Here is a 14,617-nt window from a genome sequence, read left to right on the forward strand (position 1 = left end):
TGACGGTGGTCACATCCGTTCGCCGTACGAAGCTGTGCGCGCGGCCGGAGGCCTCATGCACGGTGCGCCAGATGGTCGGGACGGGGTCCTCGACGGTCAGAGTCCTCAGGGGACAAGGGGCGTTCTACGACGCGGGGGAGCGCAGACTTCGCGCTCGCACCCCACAACCCTAGCGGACTCCGGTCGCTCACCGCATCGGAGCCCGCCTTCCGGGCGCGTCTCAGCCCTTGTAGCGCTCGCCCACCGGCACCTCGACGGCGAGCGTGTTGCCGGCCTGCGCGAGCGGGCACGCCCATGCCGGGTCGTACGCGCAGGAGGGGTTGTAGGCGAAGTTGAAGTCGAGCACCAGGGTCGACGGGGCGCTCCCGGGGCCGAGGTCGGCGCCCTTCACGGTGTCGAGCAGGTAGCGCCCGCCGCCGTACGTGCCGCCGGGGGTCCCGGCCAGCGCGTCCTTGACCGGCAGGAAGAGCCCGCCGCCGTAGGAGCCGAGCCGCCAGACGTCGAGCGTCCCGGCGCGGGGGACCGCGACGGTGCCGATCAGCTCGAACGGCACGGTCCCGTCCGTCCCGGTCTCCACGTCCATCCTCCGCGGCTCCTCGGCCGGTGCGACCTCGAGCTCGAACCGCCACGAGGCGTCGTAGGGAGCGATGGCGAGGGAGCGGAAGTGAGCGCGGTCCGCCGGCAGGAGCGGAGTGGAGGGGTGGCGCGCGAAGAGCGCGTTGCGCCCGCGGATCCACGAGGCGTGCGCCGCGAGCAGGTCCACGTTGGAGAGGCGGCGGACCTCGGCGTAGAGGGCGTGCACGTGGCGTCGCCAGTCGGCGACCTCGATCGCCGACGCGAGTCTGCGGCGGGGCGAGACCTCGTCCGACTCGTCCGACTCGTCCTCCGCTGAGGGCCACTGGAAGCGGATCAGCTCGGCGCGCGAGAGCTCGACCTCCTCCTCCGCGGTGCCGTCGGGGCTCACTGCGCCGCCTCTCCGCGGGGGCGCGCATCCGCGCCCACGTCGTGGCGCCAGGTCGGTGCGAGCGAGCGGATGCGGATGCCGCGCCACTGCCAGAACGCCCACATCGACGGCCAGAGGGCGGGCGAGGCGAGCCCGGCGCTGAACTCGAGCTTGTCGCGGAACAGCGTGCGCCCGTCCGGGAGCGGAGCGACCGCCATCCGGTGGTCCCAGGCGGTGATCAGCCGCAGAGCGCCCGAGAGCGGAGCGCCGCTGTCGCGCAGGATCCGCACGTCCGGCATCGACGGCACGCGCCGGTACGAGAGGTCGATCTCCTGCGCGCCCATCGGCACGATCCCGAGCGCGTCCATCGCGACGTCGTGCGGGCCCAGCCCCCACGTCGGCCGGAAGCCGCCCTCGTCCAGCGACGCGGCGGTCAGGAGGGGGGACATCACCTCGCGGAACACGGCCGGGCTCTGCAGAGCGCGCCAGGCGGAGTCCACGTCGGTGTCGAGCACGTGCTTCAGCATCACCTTCACGACGCCCATCCTCCTCCGCAGGGCCCTGTGCCGTCACCGGGTGCGCGGGAGCTCTCGGCCGTGTATGCGCCCGGTACCGTGTCAGGGTGAACGCCGCGTCCTCCGCCCACGACCAGTCGACCTACCAGATCCGCTTCGACTGGGGTCCGCGGGCGCTGCGCGTCCTCGCTCCCGCGCACATCACCGTCGTCGTCGACGCGCTGCCCGGTGGCCCGGAGCTGCCCCTCGACGGCGTCGAGGGCCGCGTCGTGCGGGCCGGGCTCGCCGACCGCACCGCCGTCGCCCGCTGGATCCTCGAGCGCCAGCACGAGAACGGCGGCCGCACCAGCGTCAACGTGGTCGCCGCGGGCGACGTCGACGAGGACGGGGCCGCGCGCTTCACCCTCGAGGACCAGCTCGCCGCGGGCGCGCTCATCGACGCCCTCATCACGCTCGGGATCGACCACACCTCGCCCGACGCGGCGGTCGCGTCCGCGTCGTTCGCCGGGCTCCGCCGCGCCTGCTCCCACCTGCTGTCGGCGTCGCCGTCGGGTCGTGCGCTGAAGGAGTCGGGACGGGCCGACGAGGTCGCCGCCGCGGCCCGTCTCGACTCGGTCGCCGACGTCACCGTCCTGCGCTGAGGGCCCCCTCGACCGCCGGGCCCGGAGCGGCGTAGCGTTCGCACGGAGCGCTCCCGCTCGCACCGCCCCCGCGACCGAACCCGAAAGCTGGCCCGCATGAAAGCCGTCCTCCACGACGTCGTCCTCGCCGACGCCCCCGACTCCGACCTCATCTCGATCGAGGGCAACTGGTACTTCCCGCCCTCGAGCGTCGCGACCGACCTGCTCGAGCCGAGCGACACCCCCTACACCTGCCCCTGGAAGGGCGAGTGCCAGTACTTCTCGGTGAAGTCCGGCGACGGTCTGCTGAAGGACCGCGCCTGGTCCTACCCGACTCCGTACCCCACCGCGTTCGACCGCGTCGGCAAGGACTTCTCGGGCTACGTCGCGTTCTGGAAGGAAGTCCGGGTCATCGACTAGCGGCCGGCCGCGCGCGCCGCGCTCCGACTGCGGTGCGCGCGGACCTTCGCCCGGTTGCCGCAGCGCTGCATCGAGCACCAGCGGCGCGTGCCCGCCCGCGACGTGTCCAGGTAGAGCATCCGGCAGTCCTCGGCGTCGCAGCGGCGGAGTCGCCCCGCGCCCGAGCCGCCCAGCAGCTCGACACCCTCCCGCGCGATCGTCGAGAGCACCTGGCGGGCCGCGGCGGTCGCCCGGCCGGCCCGCCGCGATCCGCCCGACAGCATCGGCGGGATGTCCGGCATCGCCGCGAAGAGGTTGAGCACGTCGACGTCCCCCGGCTCCCCGGAGCCGCCCTGCTCGGCGGCCTCCGCCAGCCGCGCGATCGCGTCCCGCAGCATCAGAGCGTCGGCCAGGTCGGCCTCGCGTCCGCCCTCGTCCAGCGCGTCGAACCGCTCGGCGAGCCAGGCCCCCAGGGCCTCGCCCGAGGGCAGCCGCTCACCGGGGGCGCCGCGCATCGCGCCGGTGAACGCGAAGTCGAGCGCGAGGCTGCCGGAGTCGAACCACCAGCGCCGGCCGTCGGCCTCCTCGAGCCACTGCCCCGTGCTGGGCGCGCGACCGCGGATCGCGCGCGGCTCGCCGGTCGCGCTCACGCCGCCGGGACCGGGCGCCGGCGCCACTGGATCGCGTTCGCCGCCTCGAAGCGCCGGGCGCAGCGTCCGCACGCCAGGGGGCGGGACGGCCGGCGGTGCCGGTAGAAGAGGTGTCCGCTCGGGCAGGTGCCCACCCACGGCGCCAGCTCGTCGGCGGTCGGGTTGCTGTGCGTGCGCGAGCCGGTGTACCCCAGGCGAGCGGCGATGCCGCGCCACGCGGCTCCGTGCCCGGCGGTCGGGCCGGCGAGCGCGTGCGCGACCTCGTGCAGGAGGGTCTGCCGCACCTCCTCGTCGCTCCAGCGGGCGGCGAGGTGACGCGAGAGGGTGATCCGCCGGTCACTCCAGTGGCAGGCGCCGCCCCGCGTGCGCGCGTGATCGAAGCCGAAGCTCCAGGAGTCGTCGAGGTGCTCGACGAGGAGCTCCTCGGCCCAGGCCCGGACCTGCTCCAGCTCGGCCACGCGTCCGCCGTCCGTCGGGCGAGCCGTCAGGCCTGGTCGGCGCTCTCGGCGCCGTCGGAGTCGTCGGTCGCCGCGGCGTCCTTGGCGCCGTCGGCCCGGCGGCGCCCGCGGACGGTGCCCTCGGTCCGCTCGCGCGTCGCTCCGCCCTGGAACTCGGTCGCGGCGGCGAAGCCCAGCCGTGCGATCTCGAGCTCCTCCTCCGGGACGCCCACGCGCTCGCCGAGCGCGGTCGCGGCGTCGAAGTCGCGCGCGGCGCGGCCGTACTCGCCGAGCTCGAAGGACGCGAGGCCCCGGTGCTTGAGCGCGAAGGAGTGCTCGAGGTGCCACTCGTGGGTGCGCGCCTCCTCGACGCACAGCGCGAGCTCCGAGAGCGCCTCGTCGGGGCGCCCGCGCAGCTGCATGAGCCGGGCCCGGCGGACGCGCGCGGTCAGGAGCTCGGCGCGGTCGCCCGAGAAGCGGGTGCGGCGGACGGCCTCGTTGGCCAGGTCCCAGGCCTCGTCGAGCCGGCCGAGCAGGCGCAGCAGCTCGGCCTTCTCGGTGAGAGCGGCGAGGGAGCGGAGCGCGCCGATCTCCTCGAGGCGCTCCTGGGCGGCGTCGACGTCGATCTCCTCGCGGAGCGTCGCGGGATCGTGGCGGATGATGATGCTCAGAGCAGTGCTTCCTCGTGGGGTGCGGATCCGGTGCGTCGCGGGTCGTGTGCGACGAGCGGGCGGCCGCTCGGGCCGGCCCAGTTTACGGGGCGGAGCGCACGGCTCTCCTCCGGACGCGCCCATCCGACGAGGGTCAGCCGCGCCGCACCTGGAAGATGCTGCGGGCCGGCAGCGGCGAGGGCGTGGCCGTGTCGTCCGTGACGGCGGAGGCGCCCGCGACGAAGTTGTCGAGCTCGCGGCCCTGCACGAGCTTCGCGGGCGCGGGGTCGGAGGCCAGGCGCCGCGGCAGTCCATCGACCGGCAGCGGCGCGGCGGAGGCGAGCATCACCACGTTCCCGAACCGCTTCGCCTTGAGCATCTGCGTGTCGGTCATGATCGCGGTGTGCGCGAAGACGGAGGAGAGGGTCGCCGCCTGCGCGCGGGCGAACGCGAGCGCCCCTCCGTCGGCCACGTTGACGGCGACGACGCCCCCGGGCGCGAGCAGCGGGGCGATCGCGGAGTAGAACTGCGTGCTCGTCACGTGCGCCGGGGTCCTGGCCCCCGAGAAGACGTCGACGACGACGACGTCGATGCTGCCCAGGAGTCCGGGCGGGAGCTTGCCGAGCACCTCGCGGGCGTCGCCCTGGCGGATGCGGATCTGGGCTCCCCGGGGCAGCGGCAGCGCCTCCCGCACCAGCTCGACCAGCGCGCCCTCGATCTCGACGACCTGCTGACGCGAGCCCGGCCGGGTCGCGGCGACGTAGCGGGGGAGGGTGAGCGCCCCGGCGCCCAGGTGCAGCGCGGTGACGGCCTCGCCCTCGGGGGCGAGCAGATCGATGGCGTGGCCGATGCGGCGCACGTACTCGAAGGACAGGTGCGTCGGATCGGCCAGGTCGACGTGCGACTGCGGCGTCCCGTCGACCACGAGTGTCGCGGCGTCGGGGGAGTGCCGGTCGGGCTCGATCTGCGCGAGGTAGCCGCTGGAGAGCACCGCGCGGGGGTGCTCGGCGTCGTCGCCGCGTCGGCGTCCGGTTCGTTCCTGCATCCCCTCAGTCTGAGGGACGCGGCACCCCGACGGCGGCCTGCCCGGGGCGTATACCGGACCCCGCGACACGACGCAAGGATCTGCACTTGCGCGGCGTGGCGCGATGCATCTATATTTGTACTTTGCGCTCCCGAGTACCCACGCCCTCATATTGCGGTCGGCAGGTCACCGGAACCCGGCATCAGATGGTGGATGCCGATGCCACACTCTAGCCCCCACCCCGAAGACCGCGTCGAAACGGTCCCTGCGGCGTGTGGAGGGCGGGTGTCGGCCCGCCCGGCGGGAGCCCACTCCACACATCCCACAGATTGAGACCCGCGAGGGTCTACGGAGGTTCCTTCCTTGGCTGCTGCGCCCAACGCAACCACCACCTCACCCAAGAACGGACGCGCCGCATCGCGTCTCTCGTTCGCCAAGATCAGCGACACCCTGACGGTTCCGGATCTGCTCGCACTGCAGACCGAGAGCTTCGACTGGCTCGTCGGCTCGGAGGCGTGGAAGACCCGCGTCGCCGAGGCGAAGGCCGCCGGCCGGGAGGACCTCCCCGCCAACTCCGGTCTGGACGAGATCTTCGAGGAGATCTCCCCGATCGAGGACCTCAGCGAGACGATGCAGCTGAGCTTCACGAACCCGTACCTCGAGCCCGAGAAGTACACGATCGAGGAGTGCAAGGAGCGCGGCAAGACCTACGCCGCTCCTCTGTACGTCGAGGCCGAGTTCATGAACCACCTCACGGGTGAGATCAAGACCCAGACGGTCTTCATGGGCGACTTCCCGCTCATGACCGAGAAGGGCACGTTCATCATCAACGGCACCGAGCGTGTCGTCGTGTCCCAGCTCGTCCGCTCGCCGGGCGTGTACTTCGAGCGCCAGCAGGAGAAGACGTCCGACAAGGACATCTACTCCGCCCGCGTCATCCCGAGCCGTGGTGCGTGGCTCGAGTTCGAGATCGACAAGCGCGACCAGGTCGGCGTGCGCATCGACCGCAAGCGCAAGCAGTCGGTCACCGTCTTCCTGAAGGCCCTCGGCCTCACCAGCGAGGAGATCCTCGAGCAGTTCGCCGGCTACGAGTCGATCGAGCTGACGCTCGAGAAGGACAACATCCTCACCAAGGAGGATGCTCTCCGCGACATCTACCGCAAGCTCCGTCCGGGCGAGCAGGTCGCCGCCGAGGCCGCCCGCGCGCTGCTGGACAACTTCTACTTCAACTCCAAGCGCTACGACCTCGCGAAGGTCGGCCGCTACAAGATCAACCGCAAGCTCGGCATCGACAAGGCGCTGTCCGACTCGGTCCTGACGGTCGAGGACATCATCGCGACCATCAAGTACCTGGTCGCGCTGCACGACGGCCGCACCACGCTGCCGGGCGTCCGCGAGGGCGCTCCGGTCGACCTGCGCCTGGACGTCGACGACATCGACCACTTCGGCAACCGCCGCATCCGCGCGGTCGGCGAGCTGATCCAGAACCAGGTCCGCACCGGCCTGTCCCGCATGGAGCGCGTCGTCCGCGAGCGCATGACCACGCAGGACATCGAGGCGATCACGCCGCAGACCCTGATCAACGTCCGCCCCGTCGTGGCCGCGATCAAGGAGTTCTTCGGAACGTCGCAGCTGTCGCAGTTCATGGACCAGAACAACCCGCTCGCGGGTCTGACCCACAAGCGCCGCCTGTCGGCGCTGGGCCCCGGCGGCCTCTCCCGCGAGCGCGCCGGCGTCGAGGTCCGCGACGTCCACCCGTCGCACTACGGCCGCATGTGCCCGATCGAGACCCCGGAAGGCCCGAACATCGGCCTGATCGGCTCGCTCGCGTCCTTCGCGCGCATCAACTCGTTCGGCTTCATCGAGACCCCGTACCGCAAGGTCGTCGCGGGTCGCGTCACCGAGCAGATCGACTACCTCACCGCGTCCGAGGAGGACGAGTACCTGGTCGCCCAGGCGAACGCCCCCCTCACCAAGGACTTCCACTTCGCCGAGGGCAAGGTCCTGGTCCGCCCCAAGGGCGGAGAGGTCGAGCTCGTCGACGCCGACCGCGTCGACTACATGGACGTCTCCCCGCGCCAGATGGTGTCGGTCGCGACCTCGCTGATCCCGTTCCTCGAGCACGACGACGCGAACCGCGCGCTCATGGGTGCGAACATGCAGCGCCAGGCCGTCCCGCTGCTGCGCAGCGAGTCGCCCGTGGTCGGAACCGGCATGGAGGGCTTCGCGGCCATCGACGCCGGCGACGTGATCACCGCCGACAAGGCGGGCGTGGTCCAGGAGGTCTCCGCCGACTCCGTCACCGTCCAGCTGGACGAGGGCGGAACGCAGACCTACTTCCTGCGCAAGTTCGACCGCTCCAACCAGGGCACCTCGTACAACAACCGCGTGGTCGTCTCGGCCGGCGAGCGCATCGAGGTCGGCGAGATCGTCGCCGACGGCCCCGCCACCGAGAACGGCGAGCTCGCGCTGGGCAAGAACCTGCTCGTCGCGTTCATGCCGTGGGAGGGTCACAACTTCGAGGACGCGATCATCCTCAGCCAGAACCTGGTGAAGGACGACGTCCTCTCCTCGATCCACATCGAGGAGTACGAGGTCGACGCCCGCGACACCAAGCTCGGCAAGGAGGAGATCACCCGCGACCTCCCCAACGTCAGCCCGGAGCTCCTGGCCGACCTGGACGAGCGCGGCATCATCCGCATCGGCGCCGAGGTCCGCCCCGGCGACATCCTCGTCGGCAAGGTCACGCCCAAGGGCGAGACCGAGCTCTCGGCCGAGGAGCGCCTGCTCCGCGCGATCTTCAACGAGAAGAGCCGCGAGGTCCGCGACACGTCGCTGAAGGTGCCCCACGGCGAGCAGGGCACGATCATCGGCGTCAAGGTGTTCGACGCGCAGGACGGCGACGACGAGCTCGGCTCGGGCGTCAACCAGCGCGTGGTCGTCTACATCGCCCAGAAGCGCAAGATCACCGAGGGCGACAAGCTCGCCGGCCGCCACGGCAACAAGGGCGTCATCTCGAAGATCCTGCCGGTCGAGGACATGCCGTTCCTCGCCGACGGCACCCCGGTCGACATCGTCCTCAACCCGCTCGGCGTCCCCGGCCGCATGAACTTCGGCCAGGTCCTCGAGATCCACCTCGGGTGGATCGCGAAGCAGGGCTGGAAGGTCGACGGCGAGCCGGAGTGGGCCGCACGCCTGCCCGAGCACGCCCGCGAGGCGGCGCCCGGCACCAAGGTCGCGACCCCCGTGTTCGACGGCGCGGCGGAGGAGGAGCTCGCCGGGCTCCTCGACTCCACCACCCCGACGCGCGACGGTGAGCGCCTGATCGGCTCGTCCGGCAAGACGCAGCTGTTCGACGGCCGCTCCGGGGAGCCCTTCCCGGACCCGGTCTCGGTCGGCTACATGTACATCCTGAAGCTGCACCACCTCGTCGACGACAAGATCCACGCGCGCTCGACGGGCCCGTACTCGATGATCACCCAGCAGCCGCTCGGTGGTAAGGCGCAGTTCGGTGGACAGCGCTTCGGCGAGATGGAGGTGTGGGCCCTCGAGGCCTACGGTGCCGCCTACGCGCTGCAGGAGCTCCTCACCATCAAGTCGGACGACATCCTCGGCCGCGTGAAGGTGTACGAGGCCATCGTCAAGGGTGAGAACATCCAGGAGCCGGGCATCCCCGAGTCCTTCAAGGTCCTCATCAAGGAGATGCAGTCGCTGTGCCTGAACGTCGAGGTCCTCTCGGCCGACGGCACCGCGGTCAGCCTGCGCGACACCGATGACGAGGTCTACCGCGCCGCGGAAGAGCTCGGCATCAACATCTCCTCCCGGTTCGAGTCGTCCTCCGTCGACGACATCTGATCCCGCGCCAGCATCTGACGACCTCCCGTCTCTGACGAGACACCTGTTTTCCGACAAGGAGAAAACATTGCTCGACGTAACAACTTTTGACGAGCTGCGCATCGGCCTCGCGACGGCCGATGACATCCGTCGCTGGTCGCACGGTGAAGTGAAGAAGCCCGAGACCATCAACTACCGCACCCTCAAGCCCGAGAAGGACGGCCTGTTCGGAGAGCAGATCTTCGGACCGTCCCGCGACTGGGAGTGCTCCTGCGGCAAGTACAAGCGAGTCCGCTTCAAGGGCATCGTCTGCGAGCGCTGCGGCGTCGAGGTCACCAAGTCCTCGGTCCGCCGCGAGCGGATGGGCCACATCGAGCTCGCCGCCCCCGTCACCCACATCTGGTACTTCAAGGGCGTCCCCTCGCGCCTCGGATACCTGCTGGACATGGCGCCGAAGGACCTCGAGAAGGTCATCTACTTCGCGGCGTACATGATCATCGACGTGGACGACGACGGCCGTCACGCCGACATGCCCGGCCTCGAGAACGAGCTCCGGCTCGAGATCAAGACCCTCTCCGACCAGCGCGACTCCCGCATCGCGGACCGCCTGGCCCGTCTCGAGACCGACCTCGCCGCCCTGGAGGCGGAGGGCGCCAAGAGCGACCAGAAGCGCCGCACCAAGGACGGCGCCGAGAAGGAGATGTCGCAGATCCGCAAGTCCTTCGACGAGGACATCGCGCGTCTCGAGAGCGTGTGGGAGCAGTTCCGCACCCTCAAGGTCGGCGACCTCAAGCCCGAGGACGCGGTCTTCAACGAGCTCGTCGACCGCTACGGCGTCTACTTCGAGGCCTACATGGGCGCCGAGGCGATCAAGAAGCGCCTCGAGCAGTTCGACCTCCAGGCCGAGGCCGAGACGCTGCACCTGCAGATCGCCGAGGGCAAGGGTCAGAAGAAGATCCGCGCCATCAAGCGACTGCGCGTCGTCAACTCGTTCCTCGCCACCGGCAACTCGCCGGCCGCGATGGTGCTCGACGTCGTCCCGGTGATCCCGCCGGAGCTGCGCCCGATGGTGCAGCTCGACGGAGGCCGGTTCGCGACGAGCGACCTGAACGACCTCTACCGCCGCGTGATCAACCGCAACAACCGACTCCGCCGCCTGCTCGACCTCGGTGCCCCCGAGATCATCGTGAACAACGAGAAGCGCATGCTGCAGGAGGCCGTCGACGCCCTGTTCGACAACGGCCGCCGCGGTCGCCCCGTCACCGGAACCGGCAACCGCGCCCTGAAGTCCCTGAGCGACATGCTCAAGGGGAAGCAGGGTCGCTTCCGCCAGAACCTGCTGGGCAAGCGCGTCGACTACTCGGGCCGCTCGGTGATCATCGTCGGACCGCAGCTCAAGCTGCACCAGTGCGGTCTGCCCAAGCAGATGGCGCTGGAGCTGTTCAAGCCGTTCGTCATCAAGCGCCTGATCGACCTGTCGCACGCGCAGAACATCAAGGCCGCCAAGCGCATGGTGGAGCGTTCGCGCCCCCAGGTGTGGGACGTTCTCGAGGAGATCATCCGCGAGCGCCCCGTCCTGCTCAACCGCGCGCCCACGCTGCACCGACTCGGCATCCAGGCCTTCGAGCCCCAGCTGGTCGAGGGCAAGGCGATCCAGCTGCACCCGCTCGTCTGCGCCGCGTTCAACGCGGACTTCGACGGCGACCAGATGGCCGTCCACCTGCCGCTGTCCGTCGAGGCCCAGGCCGAGGCGCGCATCCTGATGCTCGCGTCGAACAACATCCTCAAGCCCTCCGACGGCCGTCCGGTCACCCTGCCCACGCAGGACATGATCATCGGCCTCCACCACCTGACGACCATCCGCGAGGGTGCCGCCGGTGAGGGACGCGCGTTCTCCTCGGTCTCCGAGGCGATCCTCGCGAAGGACCAGGGCTCGCTGCACCTGAACTCGAAGGTGAAGATCCGCATGTCGGACGTCTTCTTCGCGCAGGGCACGGCACCCGAGGGCGTCGAGCTCGACGAGAACGGCAAGGTCACCGCGCCGATCCTGCTCGACACGACGCTCGGCCGCGCGCTCTTCAACGAGGCGCTGCCGGTCGACTACCCCTACTTCGAGCAGGTCGCCGACAAGACGACCATCTCCGGGATCGTCAACGATCTCGCGGAGCGCTACCCGAAGGTGGAGGTCGCCGCCTCTCTCGACCGCATCAAGGACGCCGGCTTCTACTGGGCCACCCGGTCCGGTGTGACCGTCGCCCTGTCGGACATCCTCACGCCCCCCTCCAAGCCCGAGATCATCGCGGGCTACGAGAAGAAGGCCGCGAAGGTGGAGACCGAGTACGACAAGGGTCTGACCACCCAGGCGGAGCGTCGCCAGGAGCTCGTGAAGATCTGGACCGAGGCGACCGACGAGGTCGCGAAGGCCATGCGCGCGAACTTCCCGACCGACAACACCATCAACCGGATGGTCACGTCCGGCGCCCGTGGTAACTGGCTGCAGGTCCGCAACATCGCGGGCATGCGAGGCCTGGTGAACAACCCGAAGGGCGAGATCATCGCCCGACCGATCATCTCCTCGTACCGCGAGGGCCTGTCGGTCGCCGAGTACTTCATCGCCACGCACGGTGCCCGCAAGGGTCTGGCGGACACCGCGCTCCGCACCGCGGACTCGGGCTACCTGACGCGTCGACTCGTCGACGTCTCGCAGGACGTCATCATCCGCGAGGACGACTGCGGCACCACCAAGGGCCTCGAGCTGCCGATCATGCTCCAGGACGCCACCGGCGCCTGGTCGCAGGACTCCAACGTCGAGAACTCCGTCTACGCTCGCTCGCTCGCCACCCCGGCGACGAACGAGGCCGGCGAGGTCATCGCGGAGGCCGGAGAGGACGTCGGAGACGTCCTCATCGAGAAGCTGGTCGGAGCCGAGGTGCGCCACATCAAGGTGCGCTCGGTCCTGACCTGCGAGTCCGCCGTCGGCGTCTGCGCGGCCTGCTACGGCCGTTCGCTCGCCACCGGCAAGCTCGTCGACATCGGAGAGGCCGTCGGCATCATCGCGGCCCAGTCGATCGGCGAGCCCGGCACGCAGCTCACGATGCGCACCTTCCACACCGGTGGATCGGCCTCGGCCGACGACATCACGCAGGGTCTGCCCCGCGTGCAGGAGCTCTTCGAGGCCCGCACCCCCAAGGGTGCGTCGCCGATCGCTGAGGCCGCCGGTCGCATCACGATCGAGGACACCGACCGGGCCCGACGACTCATCCTCCAGCCGGACAACGGCGACGAGGCGGTCATCTACCCGGTGCTCAAGCGCTCGCAGCTCCTCGTCGAGGACGGCCAGTCGGTCGTGCTCGGTCAGCAGCTGCACGTCGGAACGGTCGACCCCAAGGAGGTCCTGCGCGTGCTGGGCGTCCGCGAGGTCCAGAAGCACCTGGTCGGCGGCGTCCAGGGCGTCTACCGCTCGCAGGGTGTGCCGATCCACGACAAGCACATCGAGGTCATCGTCCGTCAGATGCTCCGCAAGGTCACCGTGGTCGACCACGGCGACACGGATCTGCTGCCGGGTGAGCTCGTCGACCGCTCGCGCTACAGCGAGGTCAACCGTGCGGCTCTGACCGAGGGCAAGCGGACCGCGTCCGCACGCCAGGAGGTCATGGGAATCACCAAGGCCTCGCTCGCGACCGAGTCGTGGCTGTCGGCCGCGTCCTTCCAGGAGACCACCCGCGTCCTGACGCAGGCGGCCATGGAGGGCAAGCGCGACCCGCTGCTGGGCCTGAAGGAGAACGTGATCATCGGAAAGCTGATCCCGGCCGGTACCGGTCTCCCGAAGTACCGCAACGTGTCCGTCGAGGCGACCGAGGAGGCGAAGGCCGAGCGGTACCCCAACCGCATCTTCGCCGACGACGCCGCGTTCAGCGACGCCGACCTGTCGTTCGTCGACTTCGACTCGTTCTCGAGTGACGGATACGAGCCCGGCAACTACAGCTGAGCTCCGACCGAGTGATCGAAGGCCCCGCCGGGTTCCCGGCGGGGCCTTCGTCGTTCCCGGAGCGTCCCGCCACGCCGGTTGCCCACCGCAAGGGGGGTGAATGGGAGTCGCCCAGGAACCGCGCGGTGCCTGCGTCGGTGATTGACTCGAGGGACGTTCGACGGGGTACCGCCCCGCGCCCGTCCGGTCGGGGTCGCAGCGGTGAGGATACGCGCGGATGAGAGTCGTGGTCGTCGCGCTGGCCGCCCTTCTCGTGGCGGTCGGTGCCGTCGTGCTGCCCGCAGCGCCCGCCGTCGCAGCGCCGTCCGTCCCGGCCTCGTGCGGAGTCGCGCAGCTCGCTCCCGTGCTGCAGGACGACGAGGTCGACGCGACTCCCTCCGCCGAGAACGTGCCGATCGTCGTCGTGCACGGCTGGCTCGGCACCTCGACGCATGACGAGGCCCGCACCGGCGCCTTCTCGCACCTCGTCGACCTGGTCGCCGGCGCCGACACGGACCCTCCGGGCGCCGAGGCGGATCAGCCGGGAGTCGTCGCCGAGCGCTCCGTCATCGGCACGCTGCAGGACATCGAGGGCTCCCTCGTCTACACGTTCGACTACCGCGACCTCTCGGCGCGCTGGGTGACGGATCCGGGCATCAGCGACGCACTCGCGTCCTCCCTCGCCTGCCTGGTCTCCGCGACCGGCAACAGGGCGATCGTGGTGGCGCACTCGATGGGCGGCCTCGCCGCTCGCCAGGCGCTCAGCCAGGAGGTCGACGGGGTGAGCGTCGAGTCGATGGTCTCGGACGTCATCACCTTCGGCACGCCGAACACGGGCTCGGACCTCGCCGCCCGCCTGGGCGAGATGATCGAGTCGACCGGGTCGGTCAGCCCCGCGGTCGTCGCCGGGCTCGAGCCGCAGTCCCGGCTCGGGGTCTCGGCCCTTCTTGCGTCCTGCGGCGAGGCGGCGTCCGAGGACGCGGCGCGGGCGGGTGAGTGCACGGGGATGCCGATGATCGACGCCCTCTCCTCCCAGGCCGGCATCGCGATGCGCACGGGCTCGTCGGAGCTGAGCCGGCTCCCGCCTTGGCCGGCCGGAGTGCACGTCGTGGCTCTCGCGGGGGACATCCGCGTGACGCTGGTGTCCGTCCTCGGGGCGCGCACTCGCGACCTCGATCTGGGCGACGTCATCGTCGGCGCGCGATCGGCCGAGGCGGGCGTGGACGAGTACGCGGTCTCGACGTGCCGCTACACGCTGATGTCGCTGCCGGACGTCCCGTCCGTCCTCGCGGAGCTCAACCCGCTCGCGCGAGTGGGGGACGCGATGCGTCTCGCCTCCGTCGTGACGAGGATCGCCGCGAGCCCCTGCCACCACGCGTGGCTGATGCGCAACGCAGCGCTGGCCGAGCGTGCCGGAGCGGAGGCGGCCGACGCGGTGGCCGCCTCCCTCGCGCACTCCCGCGGCGAGGCGCCGACGCCCCCGGTCGGGTCCGATCTCCCGCCGTCGGAGGACCCGCGTCGCCGTCCGATCCGCTGAGCACCGCGGCGGATCCGCGCGTCGCGCGACGCGACATGATG

General features: G+C 70.7%; 11 protein-coding genes. 5 read left to right on the forward strand and 6 right to left on the reverse strand.

Annotated features, from left to right (window positions below):
* Positions 1-220: 220 nt before the first annotated feature.
* Both C1I63_RS09200 and C1I63_RS09205 read right to left on the reverse strand, forming a co-directional pair.
* Positions 221-829, reverse strand: a complete 609-nt coding sequence (locus C1I63_RS09200) for a DUF1684 domain-containing protein (protein ID WP_107575804.1) — start codon at positions 827-829, stop codon at positions 221-223.
* A gap of 131 nt (positions 830-960) precedes the next feature.
* On the reverse strand, positions 961-1,470 hold the full coding sequence (locus C1I63_RS09205) for a hypothetical protein (RefSeq protein ID WP_230673102.1): 510 nt from the start codon (positions 1,468-1,470) through the stop codon (positions 961-963).
* Positions 1,471-1,565: 95 nt separating this feature from the next.
* On the opposite strand from C1I63_RS09205, the gene C1I63_RS09210 reads away from it, so the two are divergent.
* Together C1I63_RS09210 and C1I63_RS09215 are read left to right on the forward strand one after the other, a co-directional pair.
* A complete protein-coding gene (locus C1I63_RS09210; RefSeq protein WP_107574597.1) occupies positions 1,566-2,099 on the forward strand; it encodes a 2-phosphosulfolactate phosphatase in 534 nt (177 codons plus the stop codon).
* 96 nt (positions 2,100-2,195) lie between these two features.
* Positions 2,196-2,498 (forward strand): DUF427 domain-containing protein, encoded by a 303-nt coding sequence (locus C1I63_RS09215; protein ID WP_107574598.1) that lies wholly within the window; start codon positions 2,196-2,198, stop codon positions 2,496-2,498.
* Here C1I63_RS09215 and C1I63_RS09220 read toward each other — a convergent pair.
* Genes C1I63_RS09220 through C1I63_RS09235 form a run of 4 tightly spaced genes read right to left on the reverse strand, consistent with a single transcriptional unit; the run spans position 2,495 to position 5,259 of the window.
* Complete coding sequence (locus C1I63_RS09220; RefSeq protein WP_107575806.1) at positions 2,495-3,127, reverse strand: CGNR zinc finger domain-containing protein; 633 nt, start codon at positions 3,125-3,127, stop codon at positions 2,495-2,497. The two genes, C1I63_RS09215 and C1I63_RS09220, sit on opposite strands and share 4 nt — an antisense overlap.
* Positions 3,124-3,585, reverse strand: coding sequence for a SprT-like domain-containing protein (locus tag C1I63_RS09225; RefSeq protein WP_055786988.1), 462 nt, complete (start codon positions 3,583-3,585; stop codon positions 3,124-3,126). Before C1I63_RS09225 ends, C1I63_RS09220 begins: the two co-directional genes overlap by 4 nt.
* Positions 3,586-3,611: 26 nt before the next feature.
* On the reverse strand, positions 3,612-4,358 hold the full coding sequence (locus tag C1I63_RS19945) for a tetratricopeptide repeat protein (RefSeq protein WP_211315605.1): 747 nt from the start codon (positions 4,356-4,358) through the stop codon (positions 3,612-3,614).
* Between the two features lie 10 nt (positions 4,359-4,368).
* Positions 4,369-5,259: a spermidine synthase gene (locus tag C1I63_RS09235; protein WP_107574599.1), complete on the reverse strand. Its 891-nt coding sequence runs from the start codon at positions 5,257-5,259 to the stop codon at positions 4,369-4,371.
* 342 nt (positions 5,260-5,601) lie between these two features.
* Between C1I63_RS09235 and rpoB the strand changes: the two genes are divergently transcribed.
* The 3 genes from rpoB (at position 5,602) to C1I63_RS09250 (ending at position 14,576) form a co-directional block, all read left to right on the forward strand.
* On the forward strand, positions 5,602-9,093 hold the full coding sequence (rpoB, locus tag C1I63_RS09240; RefSeq protein WP_055786995.1) for a DNA-directed RNA polymerase subunit beta: 3,492 nt from the start codon (positions 5,602-5,604) through the stop codon (positions 9,091-9,093).
* Between the two features lie 67 nt (positions 9,094-9,160).
* On the forward strand, positions 9,161-13,060 hold the full coding sequence (locus C1I63_RS09245; RefSeq protein ID WP_107574600.1) for a DNA-directed RNA polymerase subunit beta': 3,900 nt from the start codon (positions 9,161-9,163) through the stop codon (positions 13,058-13,060).
* A gap of 217 nt (positions 13,061-13,277) precedes the next feature.
* Positions 13,278-14,576: an esterase/lipase family protein gene (locus tag C1I63_RS09250; protein ID WP_107574601.1), complete on the forward strand. Its 1,299-nt coding sequence runs from the start codon at positions 13,278-13,280 to the stop codon at positions 14,574-14,576.
* The last annotated feature ends 41 nt before the right edge of the window (positions 14,577-14,617 follow it).

The sequence above is a fragment of the Rathayibacter caricis DSM 15933 genome (genome assembly GCF_003044275.1).
Taxonomy (GTDB): Bacteria; Actinomycetota; Actinomycetes; order Actinomycetales; family Microbacteriaceae; genus Rathayibacter; species Rathayibacter caricis.

What these genes read in the sequence shown, in the direction of transcription:
- C1I63_RS09205 (WP_230673102.1), bottom strand. Translation starts at nt 1,470, where the DNA reads ATGCTGAAGCACGTGCTCGACACCGACGTGGACTCCGCCTGGCGCGCT.
- C1I63_RS09250 (WP_107574601.1), top strand. Translation starts at nt 13,278, where the DNA reads ATGAGAGTCGTGGTCGTCGCGCTGGCCGCCCTTCTCGTGGCGGTCGGT.
- C1I63_RS09235 (WP_107574599.1), bottom strand. Translation starts at nt 5,259, where the DNA reads ATGCAGGAACGAACCGGACGCCGACGCGGCGACGACGCCGAGCACCCC.
- C1I63_RS09215 (WP_107574598.1), top strand. Translation starts at nt 2,196, where the DNA reads ATGAAAGCCGTCCTCCACGACGTCGTCCTCGCCGACGCCCCCGACTCC.
- C1I63_RS19945 (WP_211315605.1), bottom strand. Translation starts at nt 4,358, where the DNA reads ATGGGCGCGTCCGGAGGAGAGCCGTGCGCTCCGCCCCGTAAACTGGGC.